The organism is Paenibacillus gansuensis (genome assembly GCF_042684925.1).
Classification (GTDB): Bacteria; Bacillota; Bacilli; order Paenibacillales; family DY6; genus Paenibacillus_N; species Paenibacillus_N gansuensis.
Map to the genome: position 1 here is coordinate 510,648 of NZ_JBHUME010000008.1, position 20,023 is coordinate 530,670.

18 protein-coding genes are annotated in these 20,023 nt (G+C 50.1%); all 18 read right to left on the bottom strand.

Going from position 1 to position 20,023, the window contains the following annotated elements; translation table 11 throughout:
* Positions 1–155: 155 nt before the first annotated feature.
* Positions 156–1,580 carry a type I glutamate--ammonia ligase gene (glnA, locus tag ACFSUF_RS14600; protein WP_377603688.1) on the bottom strand — a complete coding sequence of 475 codons (1,425 nt, stop codon included), beginning with the start codon at positions 1,578–1,580 and terminating at the stop codon, positions 156–158.
* A gap of 223 nt (positions 1,581–1,803) precedes the next feature.
* Positions 1,804–2,853, bottom strand: coding sequence for a 3-deoxy-7-phosphoheptulonate synthase (aroF, locus tag ACFSUF_RS14605; protein WP_377603690.1), 1,050 nt, complete (start codon positions 2,851–2,853; stop codon positions 1,804–1,806).
* Positions 2,854–3,135: 282 nt separating this feature from the next.
* Complete coding sequence (locus ACFSUF_RS14610; RefSeq protein WP_377603691.1) at positions 3,136–3,639, bottom strand: DUF2062 domain-containing protein; 504 nt, start codon at positions 3,637–3,639, stop codon at positions 3,136–3,138.
* Between the two features lie 36 nt (positions 3,640–3,675).
* The gene (locus ACFSUF_RS14615; RefSeq protein WP_377603692.1) at positions 3,676–4,626 is read right to left on the bottom strand and encodes a 4-hydroxy-3-methylbut-2-enyl diphosphate reductase; all 951 of its coding nucleotides are present in this window, start codon (positions 4,624–4,626) and stop codon (positions 3,676–3,678) included.
* Between the two features lie 51 nt (positions 4,627–4,677).
* Complete coding sequence (locus ACFSUF_RS14620) at positions 4,678–6,144, bottom strand: sensor histidine kinase (protein ID WP_377603693.1); 1,467 nt, start codon at positions 6,142–6,144, stop codon at positions 4,678–4,680.
* A gap of 3 nt (positions 6,145–6,147) precedes the next feature.
* Positions 6,148–6,834 carry a response regulator transcription factor gene (locus tag ACFSUF_RS14625; protein ID WP_377603694.1) on the bottom strand — a complete coding sequence of 229 codons (687 nt, stop codon included), beginning with the start codon at positions 6,832–6,834 and terminating at the stop codon, positions 6,148–6,150.
* Between the two features lie 131 nt (positions 6,835–6,965).
* Entirely contained in the window at positions 6,966–8,609 is a 1,644-nt protein-coding gene (locus ACFSUF_RS14630) for a S1C family serine protease (protein ID WP_377603695.1), read from the bottom strand.
* A gap of 127 nt (positions 8,610–8,736) precedes the next feature.
* Positions 8,737–9,159 (bottom strand): YugN family protein, encoded by a 423-nt coding sequence (locus tag ACFSUF_RS14635; RefSeq protein WP_377603696.1) that lies wholly within the window; start codon positions 9,157–9,159, stop codon positions 8,737–8,739.
* 66 nt (positions 9,160–9,225) lie between these two features.
* Positions 9,226–9,888, bottom strand: coding sequence for a response regulator (locus ACFSUF_RS14640; protein ID WP_377603697.1), 663 nt, complete (start codon positions 9,886–9,888; stop codon positions 9,226–9,228).
* Complete coding sequence (locus ACFSUF_RS14645) at positions 9,872–10,921, bottom strand: histidine kinase (RefSeq protein WP_377603698.1); 1,050 nt, start codon at positions 10,919–10,921, stop codon at positions 9,872–9,874. The genes ACFSUF_RS14640 and ACFSUF_RS14645 overlap by 17 nt, the downstream gene beginning before the upstream one ends.
* A gap of 2 nt (positions 10,922–10,923) precedes the next feature.
* Positions 10,924–11,877: a cell wall-active antibiotics response protein LiaF gene (gene liaF, locus ACFSUF_RS14650; RefSeq protein WP_377603699.1), complete on the bottom strand. Its 954-nt coding sequence runs from the start codon at positions 11,875–11,877 to the stop codon at positions 10,924–10,926.
* 117 nt (positions 11,878–11,994) lie between these two features.
* Positions 11,995–13,437, bottom strand: a complete 1,443-nt coding sequence (locus ACFSUF_RS14655; RefSeq protein ID WP_377603701.1) for a methyl-accepting chemotaxis protein — start codon at positions 13,435–13,437, stop codon at positions 11,995–11,997.
* A gap of 129 nt (positions 13,438–13,566) precedes the next feature.
* Positions 13,567–13,731: a hypothetical protein gene (locus ACFSUF_RS14660; RefSeq protein WP_377603702.1), complete on the bottom strand. Its 165-nt coding sequence runs from the start codon at positions 13,729–13,731 to the stop codon at positions 13,567–13,569.
* A gap of 146 nt (positions 13,732–13,877) precedes the next feature.
* Positions 13,878–14,678 carry a 3D domain-containing protein gene (locus tag ACFSUF_RS14665; RefSeq protein WP_377603703.1) on the bottom strand — a complete coding sequence of 267 codons (801 nt, stop codon included), beginning with the start codon at positions 14,676–14,678 and terminating at the stop codon, positions 13,878–13,880.
* Between the two features lie 117 nt (positions 14,679–14,795).
* Positions 14,796–16,736: a threonine--tRNA ligase gene (thrS, locus tag ACFSUF_RS14670; RefSeq protein ID WP_377603704.1), complete on the bottom strand. Its 1,941-nt coding sequence runs from the start codon at positions 16,734–16,736 to the stop codon at positions 14,796–14,798.
* 409 nt (positions 16,737–17,145) lie between these two features.
* Positions 17,146–18,054, bottom strand: coding sequence for a putative sporulation protein YtxC (gene ytxC, locus ACFSUF_RS14675; RefSeq protein ID WP_377603705.1), 909 nt, complete (start codon positions 18,052–18,054; stop codon positions 17,146–17,148).
* Between the two features lie 147 nt (positions 18,055–18,201).
* Entirely contained in the window at positions 18,202–19,338 is a 1,137-nt protein-coding gene (gene mqnC / locus ACFSUF_RS14680; protein ID WP_377603706.1) for a cyclic dehypoxanthinyl futalosine synthase, read from the bottom strand.
* 91 nt (positions 19,339–19,429) lie between these two features.
* Complete coding sequence (locus ACFSUF_RS14685) at positions 19,430–20,017, bottom strand: DUF1572 family protein (protein WP_377603707.1); 588 nt, start codon at positions 20,015–20,017, stop codon at positions 19,430–19,432.
* Between the last annotated feature and the right edge of the window lie 6 nt (positions 20,018–20,023).

Sequence of the window (20,023 nt, forward strand, 5' to 3'; positions counted from 1 at the left end):
TCCTGCTGTATGCAGCTGACATCTTGAAGACTTCCTCCCCGCCGGGCTTGTCCTTCCCGCCCCTGTCCATGCCAGGGGCGTTCCTATGTTAAAAAGAAGGCCCCCGCCAACCAGCGGGAACCTCCTTGGGAACATATAATAAGATAAAGTTCGGATTAGCAGTCGTAGTACAGACCGTACTCGTAAGGGTGAATGCGGATGGCAACGGCTTTTGCTTCTCCACGCTTCAGATCGATGAAGTTGTCGATGAATTCTTTCGTGAAGACGCCGCCTTCTGTCAGGAACTCATAATCCGCCTCAAGGGCATCCAGCGCTTCATCCAGAGTGCCTGGAACGCTGCGGATTTCTTTCTTTTCTTCGTCGGACAGATCGTAGATATTCTTGTCGTATGGTCCGTAACCCAACTCGGTCGGGTTGATTTTCTTCTTGATGCCGTCCAGACCTGCCATCAGCATAGCTGCGAAAGCAAGGTATGGGTTCGCAGTGGAATCCGGCGTACGGAATTCGATACGGCAGCCTTTAGGCGTTACAGCTGCAACCGGGATACGAACGGCTGCGGAACGGTTACCTTTGGAGAATACCAGGTTTACCGGAGCTTCGTAGCCTGGTACCAGACGTTTGAACGAGTTCGTGCTCGGGTTCGTCAAAGCGATCAAGGCCGGAGCGTGGTATAGGATACCGCCGATGTAATGAATAGCAGTTTCGCTCAGGTTCGCGTATCCGCCTTTTTCGTAGAACAAAGGTGTGTCCCCGTTAAAGATGGATTGGTGAACGTGCATTCCGCTTCCGTTGTCGCCAAACAGCGGCTTCGGCATGAAAGTAGCGGTTTTGCCGTACTGTCTTGCAACGTTATGAACGATATATTTGTATTTCATCAGGTTGTCGGCAGTTTTCGTCAGCGTGTCGAAACGGAAGTTGATTTCCGCTTGGCCCGCAGTCGCCACTTCGTGGTGATGGCGCTCGATGCGAAGGCCGGCTTCCGTCATTAGACGGCACATTTCGGAACGGATATCTTGTTGGGAATCAACTGGAGCTACCGGTACATAGCCGCCCTTTTGGCGAACTTTGAAACCAAGGTTGCCGCCTTCTTCCTTGCGGTTCGTGTTCCAGAACGCTTCTTCGGAATCTACGCTGAAGGAGGAGGAGTTCGTTGTGCTCTCGTATCTTACATCGTCAAAGATGAAGAATTCGGATTCAGGAGCGAAGAACGCTGCAGTACCTACGCCCGCAGTTTGCAGGAATTCTTCCGCTTTCTGTGCGATGCTGCGCGGGTCGCGCTCATAGCGTTCGCCGTCAGGAGTGTGGATGTTGCACATAACGATCAATGTAGCGTGTGCTGTGAAAGGATCGATATATACGGACTCGGTATCAGGAACCATAACCATATCCGACTCTTCAATGCCTCTGAAACCTTGGATAGAAGATCCGTCGAAAGCTACCCCATTTTGGAACGTTTCTGCTTCCACTTCGGATGCAGGCAGTGAAATGTGGTGGGCTCTGCCCGAAAGGTCAACGAAACGGAAGTCTACCCATTCAATATTGTTTTCTTTAATAAGATCCAATACGTTTTGAACTGACATTGATGATACTCCTCCCCAATTTCCGAACATTAATCGCATTTCTATAGATCATTGTTCATTTTCATTTTTTCCTATTATAAAACTCGAGCCTAAACTCGTCAATACTTATGTAAGGTATTTTTTGCGTCTGTGTAAGGTATTCTTACACTTGTAAAATAAATGGAAAATAGGGCCAATTCCCCTTTGCGGAGGAAGTTGGCCCGATTCTTGCTTATGACCCCTATTACCGGAAACTTTCCACCGGTTGTTTCGGTGTCTCAAACTTCTTGCCCATCAGTGGAGCCAGCTTTTCCAGGTCTTGCAGGAGCTGGGCAAACTGGTGCGGGAAGAGGGACTGTACACCGTCTCCCGTCATGGAGTTGTCCGGATCTGTATGCATCTCAACGATGAGTCCGTTCGCTCCGGCGGCTACCGATGCTTTGCACATCGTTTCAACCAGCTCTCTGCGTCCGGTTCCATGGCTTGGATCGGAAATGACCGGCAGGTGGCTGAGCTGCTGGAGCACAGGAATAGCCGTCAAATCCAGGGTATTCCTGGTGTAGGTTTCGAACGTACGAATGCCCCGCTCACAAAGCATAACGTTCGGATTTCCTCCCGCCAAAATATATTCCGCTGCATTCAGAAGCTCATCGTAGGTGGAGCTGAAACCGCGTTTCAACAGCACCGGAGTTTTGATCGTTCCCAGCTTGCGCAGCAAATCGAAGTTTTGCATGTTGCGTGTTCCTACTTGCAGAATATCGGCATATTCTGCGCACACATCCACATACTCAGGAGTCATGACCTCCGTGATGGTCAGCAGGCCATGCTTCTCGCCGGCTTCCTTCATCATCACAAGGCCTTCAACACCCACACCCTGGAAGCTGTATGGCCCCGTTCTTGGCTTAAATGCGCCGCCGCGGAGGACTTGCCCTCCGGCCGCCTTTACCAGTCTGGCAATTTCGTCGATCTGCTCCGCACTTTCCACCGCACAAGGCCCGCCCATGATCACCAGCTCATCACCGCCGATTTTCACGCCTTTGATGTCGATGACCGTATCCTCCGGATGGAAGTCGCGGCTTGCCAGCTTATAAGATTTGGAAATCTTAATGACATTCTCCACGCCTGTCATCTGGCGCAGATGTTCCGCCAGCGTCGGGCTCGCCTGCCCGATGATCCCGATCACAGTGCGATCCGTCCCTTTGGACACATGCGCCTGGTTTCCGCTCTTCTCGATGTAGCTTATAATTTCGTTTAACCGTTCCTCAGAAATGGTGTTTGATGTAATGGCGATCATGTCAATCTCCCCCAATAATAAATAGTCTTTAAATGCTATGATTCAGCGTATTGCATTCATGTAATTGTATGAACGCTTACACGCTTTAATGCTTATACGCTTTTAAGCTTTTATCCATTAAAGTAATAATACATGATCTCTTTCCCTTTTTCAATACTAAATTCTGTATATCGTGAATCGGCAGAGCTGAGTATGGCGAGAAAACTTATATATTTTGATATAAAAAAGAACGCCTCTCGGCGTCCTAATCCCGGCCATAGCCGGGCTGTTAAATTGAGTTCATTATATATCGGTCGCGGTCATAAGAACCGTAGCCTTGCGATGCTTGCGCTTTTCTTTACGCCGGTGAGTAAAATACTGCAGCAGCCATCTTACCGGGAAATATAACAGGATCCCCATAACTGCACCCACAATCATGCCGCCGACGATAAGCTTCAGGTTCACAAATAAAAGCTTCTCGATCCATTGCGGCAAAAAGGCGATATCCGCCTCCAAATGCTTCGGAACGATCATTCCCCCGACCTTGCTGTTCATAAACGCAATAGGGATGTAGATGACCTTCCCGATTACAAAACCGATTAACGCGCCGGCCAAGCTTCCTCTAAGCAAGTAATTCAGCGGAAAGATCAGAAAGAACGCCAGGCCGAAGGTAGGCAGTGTGAACATTTCTACCGCAATCCCGATGGAGAATCCGGTAGCCACCATGGCTGGACCGCCTTTTGCCCGAAGAAGCATAAGATATTTATATTTAAACCAGCGCATCATCTGCATAAATCGAGTCTTCATCTCAACCCCTCCTTCCACTGTGTCTGTACGTGTTGTTTAGCTGCCGGCCTTCTCTTTAATGTTAGGCAGGAGCTTGTTCATATTTACCGTCCGCCGGATCTCATGGGTTTCCGGGCGGTCTTCCTCAAATTGCTCCAGATATGAAATGACTTCTTTCGTAATCGGAGTCGGGGTCGATGCGCCTGAAGTGACACCTACCAGCTTCACTCCCGTCAGCCATTCCGGTCTGATTTCGGAAACGTCCGAAATCCGGTAGGCGGTCACCCCTGCAATCTCTTCCGACACCTGAGCCAGGCGGTTGGAGTTATTGCTGCGAGGGTCGCCTACGACGATCACTAGATCGCACCGGCCTGCCTGCTCTGCAACCGCTTCTTGGCGAACCTGTGTTGCCAGGCAGATTTCATTATGAATTTCAGCCTGAGGATAGGTTTCCAATAATTTCTTCATTATATGCTTAATATCCCATTGCGACATGGTTGTCTGGTTAGTGATAATAATCCGTCCGCTGGTCAGCTGAAGACGGTCGATCTCTTCTCCCCGTTCGATCAGATGAACATGCTCCGGAGCCACGCCAATGGCGCCTTCCGGTTCCGGATGGCCTTTCTTGCCTATATAAATGACTTCGTATCCGTCGGCGACTTTCTCGCGGATCAGGTCATGTGTCTTCGTCACATCCGGACAGGTTGCATCCACGACGGTCAGTCCTTTATCCCTGGCGCGCTTGCGCACTTCCGGCGAGACGCCGTGCGCCGTGAAAATGACAGTCCCTTTCTCTACCTGGTCCAAAATTTCAAGGCGGTTTTCACCGTCCAGAGTAATGATTCCCTCATCTTCAAAAGCGTTCGTCACATGGCTGTTATGAACGATCATGCCCAATATATAAATCGGCCTTGGCAGATCCAAATTTCTGGCGGTCTGGAGAGCCAGCACCATAGCGTCTACCACTCCATAGCAATAACCTCTTGGGGTAATCTTCAATACTTCCAATTGCTGCACCTGCTTTCAGTGTTCCATCTTGCACTGCCTATCTATTATACCTTATTCCTCAGAGGGTGGAAAGCTGACCGGAAGCCAAACCGTAAAGGTGGTTCCTTTTCCCAGCCCCGTTGTCACTTCTACCGACCCTTCATGCTGCTCAATGATCCATTTGGCAATAGACAGCCCTAAACCGGTGCCGACCGTTTCGCCCCTGGAAGCATCCGCCCTGTAGAACCGTTCAAAAATATGAGGAACCTGCTCTTTAGCCATACCGATCCCCGTATCTTCCACACGGATGCCGATCATGTCATCTTTGTGCACCGCATCCATCGTCACATGACCTTCCGGGGTATACTTAAAGGCATTTTCTATGAGGATAAAAAGAAGCTGCTGAAGCATATCCTTACTGCCCGTAACGACAGCTCCTTCTAATGCGCTCAAGTCACCGGGCCGCCACTCTGCCTTATGAGGCAGGAATTGGGCTCTGCGGGCAACTTCTTCCGCTACCCCGAAGATGTCGACAGGCTCCTTCTGCAGCTCCTGGCCGGCGTCAGCACGGGCAAGCGCCAGCAGATCATTGACCAGCCTGCTCATGCGTTCCGCTTCGTCGGAAATATCCCGCATCGCTTCGAGGGAAATTTCCCGGTTTTCCGGGAGGGCCAGCTTCACAGGGTCGGCTGTTTGCTTCCACATTTTCTCCAACAGATCTACATTACCCCGGATCGTGGTCAGCGGCGTACGCAGCTCATGCGAAGCATCCGAGACGAACCGCCGCTGCGTGCGGTATGCCTCCTCCAAATCGCTGTACATCACTTGGATCCGCGATAATAAATTGTTGAATGTATCCGTCAGCCGCCCGATCTCGTCAGCCGGACCTTTATACTTGATCCGCCTTCCCAAGTCGGAACCCCGCTCGATCTGGTTGGCTGCCAAAATGACATGATCAATCGGTTTCAGCGCCTTACGCGCAAGGAAAAAGCCGAGTGACGCCGCAAGGAGGATCATACCGAGGCCGACCAGAATGAGGCTCAACTGCATCGTGCCGAGCCATTTTTCAATGTTATCGATACGGGTGCCGACTTGAAGGATACCGATCACTTCGTTAGATAAAACGATAGGACGGGTATATACATACAAAGAGCTGTGTCCAATCGTCTGGTTTGTAAAGTCCTGCTCCCCCGCAAGAGCTTTCTTCAGAATATCTTCAGAGCGTCCCAGCTCAAAATTCCCCAGGTTACTTGATTTATCTGCAATATTTCCTTTGATATTCGAAGCCTGCAAATATAAGTTCGATTCCTGGAATCCATCCATATTCGGCAGCAGGAGCTGATAATACCTTACATCATCCATCAAGTAAGGCAGAACTCTCACACGGTTATAGATTTCATCGCACTGGGCCTGCAATTCTTTCTTCACAGAAGAATACAAATTATAAGAAAAGAAACCGTACAGCGACATGCTGAACGCCGTAATCATGACGGCTAGAATCAGGGTATACCACAACGTCAGCCGCAAGCGGATCGACATAGCCTAGTCCCCTTTCAGCACATACCCAGCCCCGCGTACTGTCTGAATCAGGCGTTTTCCGCCGTGTTCCTCCGTTTTTTGGCGCAGCATGGCAATATACACTTCCAGCACGTTCGACTCGCCGCTGTAGTCAAACCCCCAGATGCGTTCCATAATGACGTCCCTCGACAGCACTCTGCGCGGGTTCTGCATGAACAGATGAAGCAGATCGAATTCTTTGGTCGTGAGCTCCACCGACTGTCCGCCCCGGATCAGTTCCCTTGTATCCAAGTCCAGCACCATGTCGTCGAACGCAATCCGGTTCACAGCTTTCTCCGTCCGCTCCGTCTTCCGGCGAAGCAGTGCCCGGACCCGGGCCAGCAGTTCCTCCAGGGCAAAAGGCTTCACCAGATAGTCATCCGCCCCTAAATCCAGCCCCTTTACCCGGGAAGCAATTTCGTCTTTGGCCGTCAGCATCAAGATCGGCACCGTGCTGCCCCCATCCCTAACACGGCGGCACACTTCCCATCCGTCCATCTGGGGCATCATCACGTCCAATACGAGCAGGCCCGGCTCTTCTGCAAGCAGTTTTCGCAGCCCCTCGGCTCCCTGATTTGCTGTGGAGACATCGTATCCTTCAAACGTCAAACTCCTGCGGAGCATGGACGTAATTTTCTCATCGTCATCTATAACCAGAATCCGGTCGCGCATTCCACATCGTCCTTTCTAATTCCCCTCTATTGTATCCCATTCCGTGAGGGCAAAAAAGAACCCCCGTCACCGAAGGGTTCCAGCCCGTAAAAGGCTGGCCCATTCGCTTCGGGAGCTCGGTATAGTCTATATTACTGCTGTTGCTGCTGTGCGTTTGCGCTTTTCTCGTATTCGTTGCGGTCCCCGATTTTAACGGACACTTTGCTTGCTTTCTGATTGCGCAAGACGGTCAAATTCACGGTATCGCCGACTTTATGCTTCGCAATCTCTCCTTTTAGAGCATCGCTGTTATCTACCGCTACGCCGTCCACTTCGGTGATGACGTCATAAGGCCGAAGATCCGCCTGATACGCAGGTGTGTTATAAGGCACGCTTGCAATAATGGAACCTTTGGTGCTCTTCAGTCCGAGCTCTTGGGCAATGCTGCTGGTAATGTCGGACAGATTCACACCGATAAACGGAGCCGGCTCTTTCGGAATTTCTTTGTTGTTCTTCAACTGCTCCAGGACGTTGTCAATGGTGCTGGTCGGGATGGCAAATCCGATGCCCTGCGCCTGAGCGCTGACTGCCGTATTGATGCCGATGACTTCGCCGTCCAGATTCAGCAGCGGACCGCCGGAGTTTCCGGGATTAATAGCGGCGTCGGTTTGGAGAAGGTTCTTGTAGTTTCGGTCCCCTTCCTGGTCGGAGATCGAAATCGGGCGTTCCTTGGCGCTAAGCACGCCGACTGTTACGGTATGATCGAAGCCGTAAGGGTTACCGATCGCAACAACCCAGTCGCCGATGCTGATGTTATCGGACTTCCCAAGCGGAAGCGTCGGGAAGTTATTTCCTTCGATTTTCAGCACGGCCAAATCAAGGTCGAAGCTCGAACCGAGCAGCTTTGCTTTGAACGGTTCTTTGTTGCCTTCCACAGTCACTTGGATTTCAGACGGATTTTCACCGATTACATGCTGATTCGTAAGGATGTAACCGTCTTTCTGAAAGATAAATCCGGTTCCCAAGCCCGCAGGCTGCAGTTCGCCGGTTCCCTGCTGACTGTTGCCGCCGTTGCCGCTTCCCTCATCTCCGCCGAAGTTATCGCCAAAAAACTGGCGGAAGAACGGATCGTCGAGCAGGCCTCCGCCGCCTTGCCGGGACTGCGCTTTCTCAAACGTTTCAATCTTCACGACAGCCGGGCTTGCCTTCTGATACAGCTGGGCTATATTATTCGGACGCTGCAGATCCAGTGCCGCCGAGGTGGCACTGTTGCCGCTGCCTGAAGCCGGCGGCGCAGCGTTGTTTGAAGAATTCACTGTAGAGCCCGGTGTCAAGACGCCCTGATCGGCTGTAAACATATTTGTTTTGTCGGAAACCACCATTAGGCTTCCCAATACAACGGCGCCGGCCAGGAACGAAGCGAACATTCCCTTGAAATTGGACTTCCGTTTCACTGTAGTGTAATCCCATGTACGAACCGGAGCCTGCAGGTACCGGGATTGATTGTTGTAATCCTGATCCGCCTGCTGCACCGGCTGCTCAGGCAGATAACTGTGCTCGCTGCTTGTCACTGAAATCGGAGATTTTCTCGGTTCCGGCGTGCCGGGCTGTTCCCCGTTGACATTAGACTTGAAAGGTCCGTAAGAATAATAGTATGAAGTTCTTTCCTCGGTCGGTTCGCCGGCAGTAGTGTTCTGATCGCGTTCAGGCTCGCGCCCGCCGGTTTGCTGCTCCTTGCCGAATCCGTCCGCAGAGCCCGGTCTATATGGATTTTCGTTGTGGTTATTATTTTCCATGTGATTGCCTCCTTCATTATTTTCAAAAGGTTGAAACCTTTACCGTTTCAGCAGCTCTTGCTACTACATATATTGCCTGAGCTACCTTAAACGAACCTTAAAAAAGAATGAAAGGAAGATAAAAACATTACGCGCCCTTAAAATCTTCCTCCACCTTGACAAGCAGCTGCCGGGCCTGGTCCACCCATTTTTGCTCCACATCCGCATCCTTATCGACCGGCTTCTGGAACTGGTCAAATAAAGCGCCGACAATCTTGGGCTGAGCTTCCGGATCCGGATTGTCGCTTTCCCTGTACACATGCTTCAGCACGTAAGGACTGCCCAGCAGGATGGTCGCGTCGCTCGCGCCGGCTTCAATATCCAGCGTCCCTCTGGTAACGCTGAAAGGAATCCGCAGCCATACTTTGTTAGCCTCGTCCAAAGCATAGTCGAATTCCCCCTGGTTATAGTCCCAGTTGCCTCCTAAAGTAAAGCCGTGGGAGGACAACAGCGCGTCCGCGTCCTCGTATGCCATTTGCTGCTCGTTCATATCGGAAGTTAGAGTAATCATAGCAACGCTCCTCATAATTTGGAATGATACTAGGGTTTACCCAATCTTTCCTTTTTATGAAACGGGCTATCGGCCGGCCCAGCCTTTGCGGTGAGCGTAAATGGCAAGCTGCGTCCGGTCCTCCATCTCGCATTTCATCAGCAGGTTGCTGACATGGGTTTTGACCGTTTTGATGCTGATATGCAGCTCTTCGGATATTTCTTTATTGGACTTGCCGTCCGCAATCAGCAGGAGAACTTCCTTCTCCCTGTCGGTCAGGCCTTCGGTATCCTCTTTGGCCGTCCTCTGCCGGAGGCCTCTGGTTAACGCCTGCGATACTTCCGCGTTCATTACGGGCATACCTCGGAATGCGCCCTGGATCACGTATACAAGCTCCTCCGAGGACACGGTTTTCAACACATAACTTGTCGCTCCCGCTTCCATGGCTTCCACCACTTTGGCATCATCCAAAAAACTTGTTAAAATAATCACCTTCAGGTCGGGATACTTTGCCGTGAGGGCACGGGTCGTTTCCACACCGTCCATTTCCGGCATCATTAGATCTACAAGAGCAAGGTCGGGGACTCCCCCTTCGATTCCCGCTTCCAGCATAGCAAGCGCCTGCATCCCGTTGCCTGCTTCAGCCACCACGTTCATGCCGTCCTCAAGCATTAAATATGTTTTTAGTCCCATCCGCACCATCTCATGATCGTCGACGATCATAATGGCCAGGTCACGGTCTTGATTCATTGGATTCTTTCCCCCGTTTGCCAATAAATTTAGGAATAGCCGCCTTCACCCGCGTACCTGCCCCTGCCTTGCTGAGCACTTCCATGCTGCCGCCGAGCTTCTCTGCTCTTTCCCGCATCGTGGATAGGCCGTAGGAGTTCAGTTTGGCCCGTGTCTGGTCAAAACCAAGACCGTCATCCTGAACGCTTAGTATATATTGATTATCGGTTTCATAAAGAGATAACGTCACATGGGACGCCGAAGCATGCTTGGTTACATTGGCCATCGCTTCCTGGACTATAAGAAAGAATTGGTGCTCCTTCGCATCCGACAGTCTGCCGTCAAGCTGGAATTCCAAGCTCCCTTGAAGGCCGTTCTGCCGGCAGTAATCCGGAAACCACTTCTCCAGTGCGGACTGCAGGCTTCTTCCATCCAGTTCCAACGGGCGAAGCTGGGCGATTAACGATCGCATTTGCAGCTGGGTATGGTGGGACATCTGGATAAGCTGTTCCAGCACTTGATTTCCTTGTTCCTCGTTTTTCTGCAGAATTTTGGGCAGTGAAGATGCCGACATATGAATGGCGAACAACTGCTGGGATACCGTGTCGTGAAGGTCCCGGGCCAAGCGCTTACGCTCTTCCAAAACCGCGTCCTCTGTAATGTCGGCGTTTTGCATCACGCTTTCTTCACCTAGGGTTTGCAGCATTTTGACCTTAGCTTCGACCGATTCCGCCATTTCATTGAAATCCCGGTAGATCTGATGAAAAGAATCCGACTCGCTGTAGGCGACCCGGGTGGTGAAATTGCCTTTGGCCATCTGAAAAAGGGATAGCTGCAGCACATTTAGTTTCCGTTGAATCGTTTGCGCCGCTATATAACCGATGATGAGTCCGATCGCCAGCAGCAGGCCTATAAAAGAAAGCCAGAAATACCCTCTCGAGAGCCTCTCACCGAAGTAGAAGCTCCCGAAAAAGGTAGCGGCTGCTATCAACACCGTAGTGCACAGAAAGTAAGAAAGCATTTGCCATTTTACATTATTCCGCCATCCGCCCATCGTCAACCTACCCTTACAACATTCACGTCGCCGATAAATGTGGAAGTAACCAGGCGTACCTTCTTCTCGGCTTCCGTAAAGCTTGGCGTTTCAGCGCTTGTATTCTTGAACAGTCCTCCATGCCTCTTGTCTAACACGATGGTATCCCCCAGGAAAGAGGATGTCTGTACTTGGATTCCAACTTCGATATCATTCGGCACAAGCACTTTCACATCCCCAATGAAGGAAGAAATGTTCACCTGCGTTTCACCGTATGGAATTTGCGCTTTGGTTAAATCGAGAACCGTATCGCCGATAAACTGGGAAATCGACAGCGGTTCCAGCTCCCAAAAATCATGGCCCAGATAAACATCGCCTATAAAACTCGACTTCGACCTCTGGTGGTGCCAGTTATGATGATGCCAATTGTGCTTCCACTCTGACTTCCTCTGCTTCCACTCCGCCTTCAACTCTTCTTTGCGCTTCTTCCATTCTTCCCCCGAAGCACCCATATCCGGACGGGGTGTTCCTGCAGCCGGATGCGGCTTAACCGCATGCTCAGAGAGTTCATCTTTGGGCTCAAGCGGTCCTTCATGTGTATAAGGATTATGATAAGATACGTTCTGCTTCTGCGGACGAAGAAAAATATTCAAACCGATCACGATAAGCAATACCGGAATCAGCATCTGGAACAGCTCTCCAATTGAAAATTGGACGAGACCGAAATTCCGCCCCAGAAAATAAAGCCCGAGTACAAACGGAATGAGGCTCCAAATCCATTGGCTCATTCTGCGTCCGCTTTGCCACTGGCTGTAGGCGCCATATCCTCCAAAATAAATCAAAAATAAAGGCCAGCACTTGCCGATCATTTCACCGACGTTCATGTGAATCATGCCGAACTGTTGAAGTAGAAATAAGCTTCCGATGCCAATCAGGAGTAACCCTGCCAGCATTCTATGAAATAAAGTACCGTTCATATGTCCATTCCTCCGGCTGCTGTCGTTTAGCTTATCTCTATCATAAAAGAAAACCCGCCGACATACTAGCGTCGGCGGGTTGAACTTGGCCTCCGTCTGCAGACGGAGATATGCACGTTATGAATTCCTGCCTAATGCCAGGTCAATGCCGATGACGACCGCGGGTGATCCGTCTGCATCCGGAATGGCCAAGGACATCGTAATGCATGGCCTCTTGGTAATGGCCGAAATATACACATCCGATACGAACAGCTCGCCCTCCATGGCTTTCTTCCACCATTCCCTGTTCTTTGCATTCAACAGCCCCGCCTCCGGAAGCGAGAAAAGGAAAGAGCCGTCTGCGCGGTTCGACCAGATCGCTTCAATTTCTTCTGTTTGCTGAAGATTGTTCGTCAGAATAGACGCATGAATCTGTTCGTCCATTGTAGTGAGTTCCGGTTGTCCTGCAATGTTCCGCAACAAAGCCTTAAATGGCGCGGCATCTACTTCCAACGATCCTGACTGGGCTGAAATCCCTACGCGCTGAATCGAGCGGATCAATTCGCCGGAGGAACCGGTCAAATTACGGTTGACCCTCTGCAGTTTGTGAATCTGATTTCTTTGCATGCCCAGTTGTTTCAATGTACCGTCTACGCTTTCCAGCGTGTGGTTCACTGCATCCACCACCTCGCTAAGCATGACCGCAGAGGCTGCCGTCAAGTCGGACTGCTGCCTGCTGGAGCCGCTTGTCTGTCCAACCAACGCGTTCACATGAGTGATCCGGTTAAAGATATCGTCCATCCGGTTACGGATCGTACTCATTTCTTCCATTCCTTGGTTCACAGCCAATTTCTCCTGTTCGACCGATGAAACAACCTGCTTTACTCCCTGCTCGATCGATCCAAGTATGTCGGTGGACCGCTTTACGGCTTCGTTGCTCTGTTCGGCCAATTTCTTAATCTGCTGTGCCACGACCGCAAATCCACGTCCGAATTCCCCGGCATGCGCCGCTTCAATAGAAGCGTTCAATGCCAGCAGGGACGTTTGGGATACAACCTCTTGAATAAACATATTTATCTCTTCGATTTTGGATGCATGTTCCGATAATTCCCGGATCCGTTCGTCCATCGAATGGTTATAGTGCTGTAATTGATCCATGACGGTCTGGGTATTGTTTAATGATTTGACCACTTCCAGCACCACGGTCTGGGTATGCTGGCTTTCTTCGTTCATATAAGCCGACGTGCCGCTGATCTGCTCGGCCGCCGCAGCAACCTCCTGAAGGGCTGAGAACGATTCGTTGATGCGGCTGACCGCGCTAAGACTTCTGTCCCGGAGCTGTTCCTCGATGTGAGCAGATTGATCTGATACCCTTGTTAAACCTTCGATGGCCAAATTCACTTCTTCGACTGCCGCATTCAGCTGATCGGACACTACCTGTGACTCCCGGATGAACGTAATAACGGATTCTTCCCGTAAGTCTCCGCTCACAGGATTATGCATTTCTTGAGTGTTTTCCGAGCGGAATGTTCCCTTGAACCAATCCGATATCCTGCTTTTCAATCTCCCCTTGACAACCATGCTGCTGTACGCCCCCAGAAATATATGTATTTTAATGTCAACTTTTCTCACATTATAATGGAAGTTTATACAAAAGGAAAGAGGGACACGAGGTCCCTCTTCCCTTTTATTTGTGCATCACCTGCGTGATTACTTTGTTGTGTTTTGGCTTGGTTGTTGTACTGTTTGCTGCTTCTTCGTAGTTGTTTCCGAAGCAAACTCAGTTGAGTAACCATTGTTGTTGGAGCTTTGGAAAGATTTATTCATGGAAGAAGACTTGCTCATGTTTTTGTTTGTGTTGTTGTTGTTTTTCATCGGTGATTCACCTCCTTTAGTATTGGCGAGTGAAGGCGCCCCCTCACTTGCCATCTTATTATGGTTCGGTCCCGTCTTCTTTATGCCGCTGTAGAACTGGCAAAAAAAAACGCACCAGCTCAGGAATGAGCAGTGCGTTTACTAATTTACAGGGCCTGTGATTTTACTCTTTCGGCACTCACCATCTTGTGCAGCTCCGACATCATCCGCTCGGAGAACTTGCCAGTCCCTTTTCGGATCACGCGTACCTGTACATCTTTTTTGCCCCAGTACTTATAAATTTGGCTTTTGGTGTCAAAATATAAATCCAGCTTGCGGCCTTTGATCGCCGAGCCCGTATCCGCCACGACACCATAGCCGTAACCTGGAATAAACAAAATCGTCCCAATCGGAAAGACTCTAGGGTCCGCGGCAATGGTGGAAACCAGGCCTCTGCGTACTTTCACACCGGAATAAGTAATTCCGTAAGCCTTATCCCCGGGTCTTTTGCCAGTGGACTCTACCCCTGCATAATAACCTGTCGCCGTAACTTTCACCGATTTATGGTCAGAAAGCCGTTTGTGGAGTAAAGAAGCTACCCCTTTCAGTTCGGCGCTTACCGGACGCTCCAGCACAGCCTGCCGGGGCACGGCTGCCGGCTGCCGCTTTTTCCAAGCGGAAACGGATGGCTGTTGACCAGATTTTTGTGCAGATGCGGTTGCATTTGCAGTAGATAATTGCACAGGTACAGCCGAAGTTTGAAGGCTTTTCGCCTCATGATTAGTTTGAACAGCTTGTGCGGACTGAGGATCCGCAGCTGTATCGGCCGCTTTCATCCGGCCTTCCGAAGGGCGGGCTTTGTTGATTATGCCTGCGCCGCCTTCAGAGGATAACATTACCGCCACCGCCAGAACCGCGATCAGGATCGAAACGGCCCAACGAGGGCGATTTAAAGAACCAATAAACATTCAGATACCTCCCCCTAGTATACACATTGTCCTAAAATGACAATGTTGAACCACCAGGAACGGAATTTTTCACAACATGAACTCTTGTGTAGGGTATCCAAATGCTTGATTCCTATACTATTCTACCGACTTATTGGAAATTTCCTCAGACAGCAGCCGGATAACTTCCTCTATAGACTGGGCTCCCAAATCGCCTTGGCCGCGCTTCCGGACGGAAAGCGTGCCGGCATTCATTTCATTTTCACCAACGACAAACATATAAGGAGCTTTTTCCAGCTGTGCCTCACGGATTTTATAGCCGAGCTTTTCGTTGCGGTAATCCGCTTCGGCGCGGATACCAGCTGCCTGCAGTCGTTCTGTTACATTGCGTGCATAGTCTTCAAAAGCAGTGGAAACCGGAATCACTTTCGCTTGCAGCGGAGACAGCCACAGCGGGAACGCTCCTGCAAAGTTCTCCAGCAGGAACGCAGTCATCCGTTCCATAGTGGAAATAATGCCGCGGTGAATCACGACAGGACGGTGCTTCTTCCCGTCTTCTCCCACATACTCCAGTTCAAAACGTTCCGGCAGCAGGAAGTCGATTTGCGCGGTCGACAGCGTCTCTTCTTTACCCAGAGCTGTCTTGATCTGAACATCCAGCTTCGGACCGTAGAACGCCGCTTCCCCTTCCGCTTCGAAGAAAGGCAGCTCGAGCTCTTCCGCTACTTCACGCAGCATCCGCTGCGCCAAATCCCACATCTCGTCATTTTGGAAGTATTTTTCTTTATCCTGAGGATCGCGGTAGGATAGGCGGAAACGGTAATCCGTAATGCCGAAATCGCTGTAAACCTGTTTAATCAGATTCACAACACGCGCGAATTCTTCCTTGATCTGATCCGGACGACAGAAGATATGAGCATCGTTCAGGGTCATGGCACGCACGCGGTGCAAGCCTGTTAATGCGCCCGACATCTCGTAACGGTGCATCGTTCCAAGCTCAGCCACACGTACCGGCAGGTCGCGGTAGGAACGCATTTCGCTCTTGAACACCATCATGTGATGCGGGCAGTTCATCGGACGGAGCACCAGCTCTTCATTATCCATTACCATTTTCGGGAACATGTCTTCGCTGTAATGCTCCCAGTGTCCGGAAGTTTTGTACAGTTCCACGTTGGCCAAAACCGGAGTATAAACGTGCTGGTAACCCAGGCGTTCTTCCAGGTCTACAATATAGCGTTCCATTGTTCTTCTCAGCTTAGCTCCGTTCGGAAGCCACAAAGGCAAACCTTGGCCTACCTCGCGGGAGAAAGTAAACATCTTCAGTTCACGGCCCAGCTTACGGTGGTCGCGTTTTTTCGCTTCTTCCAGAAGGCGCAGATGCTCATCCAGATCGGCTTTCTTCGGATAAGCCGTTCCGTAAATCCGCTGCAGCATCTTATTCTTGGCGTCTCCGCGCCAGTAAGCCCCAGCTACGCTTAAAAGCTTGAAAGCTTTGATCTTGCCAGTGGACGGCAAATGCGGCCCGCGGCACAAATCGAAGAATTCGCCCTGATCGTAAATCGTAATTACGGAGTCCGCCGGCAGGTCGTTAATCAGTTCCAGTTTCAGGTTGTCATTAAGCTTTGTGTATATCTCCAACGCTTCTTCCCGGCTTACTTCACGGCGCCGGATCGGAAGATTTTCATTCGTGATACGTTCCATTTCTTTCTCGATTTTCTCCAAATCCTCGGAGCTTAGCGGGTTCTCGATGTCGATATCGTAATAGAACCCCTCCTCAATGACCGGACCGATCCCAAGTTTCACGGCTTCATTGCCATAAATCCGTTTGATCGCCTGAGCCATTAAGTGAGCTGTACTATGACGGTACACTTCCAATCCGTCTTTGCTGTCCAGTGTGACAATCTCTAGAGCGGCATCTTCCTGTAAAGGATAATACAGATCGACTACCTTTCCGTTCACTTTGCCTGCAACGGCATTTTTGCGCAGTCCGGAACTGATCGAACCGGCCACGTCTTCAATTGTGCTTCCGGGAGCGTACTCTCTAACCGCGCCGTCCGGAAATTGAATTTTGACTGACATTTTGACATCCTCCTAAATAATATTTGACATAACAAAAAACGCACACATCCCTTAAAGAAGGGACGAGTGCGTGCTCTCGTGGTTCCACCCTAATTCAACCGGCAGAAGGCCGGTCCTCATTAGCATCCGGTAACGGGGAATGATCCGGCGGCATATACTGTTCCGCAATTCGCCTAAGCGTAACGGAAGTTCCATACCACTGCTGCAAAGGGGTAAATCCGAAGCCGATACATGAGGAAGTTTCAGCCGGGCATCCTCTCTCTGGGTCGTTCGGGCAAGGGATTCATGTCTTTGTTCATAGCATCAATATAGAGTTCATCTTATCGCAAACCCGCTTGCAAGGTCAAGAGGACAAAATTAATATAACCATCCGTTCAAAGGCTATAGCCCGGAGCATTGCCCGTTATTATTATGTTGACAGCTGATCCTGCCGCGGTCCTCCCAGATGAGGAATGCAGGAACTGCAAAGCGTACAGAGCGAGGCCCTGTCGTCAAAAATCTGCTTAATCGTCTTTATGACCTGCATTTCCGGTTCCCTCGTGTGGATAAACACCTTATGAGGAGATACGGTAATTAACGTACTGACGATCATGTCCTCATAATTGATGTCTTTATCGATCATTTCGACGACAAAGGTTTCCACCTGTCTCGTCTCAATCGGCTCCAACGCCTCGTTCAGAAGAACGAAGTCGTTCTCGCCCTTGTGCATCAAATGCGCCACCGGGATTTTGGCATCCTGGATGTATACGAAATACTTCAATAAAGCAATAAATTCCTGGTACTGCTTTTCCATCAAGTACTCATCAATGGCATATTCCACCACTTCTCTTAATTCTTCCACATAAGCCTGCAGCCGGAAAAAGACGAAGCCGTCAATGTTGAGATCTTGATGATGCTCCAGATAGGCATGAAGGCTGTCCGCTATTTGTTTACGGCGCCTGTTGCGGGCTGGACCGCCCTGCCCCTCTTCCCCGTCTTCGTTCAGGATATGAAGCGTGTAGTGCTCAATTTTCGCTATCTCATCACGGGCTTTATAGGCGTTCTCTTTGACGATGATTTTACGGATCAGCTTCTCCTCATACCCGTCCAAAATGAAAGAAGCGACCGCACGGCTGGCCAGACGGCTCATCCGTTCTCCGTGCTGCGTCTTTTCCGCCGCCATTTTGCAGTGTACCGCAGCCGCTGAACCTTCCCTTTCCTCTATGGCTAGCTCGTACAGATCGTTATGTACCCCGGCAAATTCCCGCTCCATCTCTTCATACAGCCTGGAAATGCGCGCCTCCGATCCGCCCGTTACCCGAAAGGTATACAGTTTCATGGAACCACTCCTTTCTTTTGCTTCACATTCAAGTTTATGTTTCGGAAGAATGAGATATACGGCGAAGGAATTGGAATTGGAAAGCGTGCATAATGCCGGGCAACAGAAAAAGCGCCCCGAAGGGCGCTTTCATACAGGTAAGCCGGATTAATTCTGCATAACAAAATCGCGGTCCACCACTTCGTTCTCATCATCGTAGACGCGAAGTATTTCATACTTGGTATTTCTTTGTGCCGGAATTTTGCCGGCTTCACGGATAATCTGAAGAGTGGATGAAATGTTAACTTTATGTGTCGTGCCGGCTGCGGATACTACATTCTCTTCAATCATAGTGCTTCCGAAATCATTGCAGCCGTAAGATAGGGTGATCTTCCCGATTTCCGGTCCCATCGTGACCCAGGATGATTGGAAGTTCTTAACGTTATCGAGCATGATGCGGGAAATCGCCAATGTTTTCAGATATTCCTGAGGCGACACCTTCTCCGCTTTCATGTTCGTATTGTCTGGCTGGAACGTCCAAGGGATAAAGGCAAGGAAACCGGGGGTGTTATACCCGTTAGCGATGCATTCGTCCTGGGCGTCCCTAATGCGAAGCAAGTGCAGAGCTCGTTCTTCCATCGACTCGCCGAAGCCGATGACCATAGTCCCGGTCGTGTGCATGCCCAGCTTATGAGCAGTCTGCATCACATCCATCCAGTCTCTCCATGAGCCTTTCAGGCGGCTGATTTTACGTCGTGTACGGTCATCCAGAATTTCAGCTCCGCCGCCCGGCAAGGAATCCAGACCTGCCTTATGCAGCTCATGGACTACTTCTTCCAACGACAATCCGTCCGAAACTTCTTTCATTTTCATAATCTCGGCCGGTGAAAAGGAATGCATCGTAATATCGAAACGCTTTTTGATCTCTCTTAATAAGTTTGTATAATAGCTGAAAGGCAGATTCGGGTTCGTTCCCCCCTGCATCAGAATCTCAGTTCCGCCTACATCAAGGGTTTCCTGAATCTTTTGAAAAATAGTCTCATCCGGCAATACATATCCCTCAGGGGAGCCGGGTGCCCGGTAAAATGCGCAAAAACGGCAGTAAACATCACATATATTCGTATAATTAATATTCCGTCCCACCACGAACGTAGTAATCGGATCCGGATGATGCTTCTGCATGATCAGGTTCGCCGTGTGGCCCATTTTCTCTATTTCGTCCGATTCGAACAACGTGATGCATTCTTCCATGGAAATCCGGCTGCCGGAAGCTGCTTTATATAAAATTTGATCTACTGTAGTCATATGATTTCGCTCCTAATTTCAATTCGCCCTTTCCCCCTATCCTAACATAAAGCGATGCTAACGTCATCCGCCGGAGCAGCCCTGGGATCTGTTATTCGCTTCTGTTTTCAAGCCTTTTCAATTCTTCCTCGGCAAAATGCTTTGTTCTCCGCTCCTGGGCAAATTTAGCGCTGTTATAAGACTGAGAGCTGTTCCGCGGGATCGAGAGGCTGTCCCATGAGCCGGTCTTGAGCAGCTTTGCGGCATAAACAATTTGTCCCACATGATAAGGATAATGGGCTAGCTGACGGTTGATCGCATCAAATACGCTGTGCCCTTCATTACGTATGTATATCGTAGCCGTGAGCTGTTCCGGACGAATGGAATCGATCGCGCCAAGAAATACCGCCCATCCTTCGTTCCATTTTTCCATTACCTCTTCTTTAGACTGAAGGTCGTTCACGAATTCGGCATCCCGGTTCCGCCACGATTTCTCGCCGTCCTCTGTGAGAAAGTTGGTCCAGCGGGAAAGCATGTTCCCCCATAAATGTTTCACAATGGCGGCTATGCTGTTCGTATCTTCATTTGCTGCAAGAAACAGCTGTTCAGGCTCCAACTGGTGAATGGCCCTTTCGCCAAGCGTTTTGTAATATTGAAATTGTGATTTGATATGCTGCAGGTATGCTTTCTGAAAATCCATATGCAT

What these genes read in the sequence shown, in the direction of transcription:
- ACFSUF_RS14660 (WP_377603702.1), bottom strand. Translation starts at nt 13,731, where the DNA reads ATGAAAAACAACAACAACACAAACAAAAACATGAGCAAGTCTTCTTCC.
- mqnC (WP_377603706.1), bottom strand. Translation starts at nt 19,338, where the DNA reads ATGACTACAGTAGATCAAATTTTATATAAAGCAGCTTCCGGCAGCCGG.
- glnA (WP_377603688.1), bottom strand. Translation starts at nt 1,580, where the DNA reads ATGTCAGTTCAAAACGTATTGGATCTTATTAAAGAAAACAATATTGAA.
- ACFSUF_RS14685 (WP_377603707.1), bottom strand. Translation starts at nt 20,017, where the DNA reads ATGGATTTTCAGAAAGCATACCTGCAGCATATCAAATCACAATTTCAA.
- liaF (WP_377603699.1), bottom strand. Translation starts at nt 11,877, where the DNA reads ATGAACGGTACTTTATTTCATAGAATGCTGGCAGGGTTACTCCTGATT.
- ytxC (WP_377603705.1), bottom strand. Translation starts at nt 18,054, where the DNA reads ATGAAACTGTATACCTTTCGGGTAACGGGCGGATCGGAGGCGCGCATT.
- ACFSUF_RS14620 (WP_377603693.1), bottom strand. Translation starts at nt 6,144, where the DNA reads ATGTCGATCCGCTTGCGGCTGACGTTGTGGTATACCCTGATTCTAGCC.
- ACFSUF_RS14610 (WP_377603691.1), bottom strand. Translation starts at nt 3,639, where the DNA reads ATGAAGACTCGATTTATGCAGATGATGCGCTGGTTTAAATATAAATAT.
- ACFSUF_RS14635 (WP_377603696.1), bottom strand. Translation starts at nt 9,159, where the DNA reads ATGATTACTCTAACTTCCGATATGAACGAGCAGCAAATGGCATACGAG.
- ACFSUF_RS14625 (WP_377603694.1), bottom strand. Translation starts at nt 6,834, where the DNA reads ATGCGCGACCGGATTCTGGTTATAGATGACGATGAGAAAATTACGTCC.
- ACFSUF_RS14665 (WP_377603703.1), bottom strand. Translation starts at nt 14,678, where the DNA reads ATGTTTATTGGTTCTTTAAATCGCCCTCGTTGGGCCGTTTCGATCCTG.
- ACFSUF_RS14645 (WP_377603698.1), bottom strand. Translation starts at nt 10,921, where the DNA reads ATGGGCGGATGGCGGAATAATGTAAAATGGCAAATGCTTTCTTACTTT.
- aroF (WP_377603690.1), bottom strand. Translation starts at nt 2,853, where the DNA reads ATGATCGCCATTACATCAAACACCATTTCTGAGGAACGGTTAAACGAA.
- ACFSUF_RS14630 (WP_377603695.1), bottom strand. Translation starts at nt 8,609, where the DNA reads ATGGAAAATAATAACCACAACGAAAATCCATATAGACCGGGCTCTGCG.
- ACFSUF_RS14640 (WP_377603697.1), bottom strand. Translation starts at nt 9,888, where the DNA reads ATGAATCAAGACCGTGACCTGGCCATTATGATCGTCGACGATCATGAG.
- thrS (WP_377603704.1), bottom strand. Translation starts at nt 16,736, where the DNA reads ATGTCAGTCAAAATTCAATTTCCGGACGGCGCGGTTAGAGAGTACGCT.
- ACFSUF_RS14655 (WP_377603701.1), bottom strand. Translation starts at nt 13,437, where the DNA reads ATGGTTGTCAAGGGGAGATTGAAAAGCAGGATATCGGATTGGTTCAAG.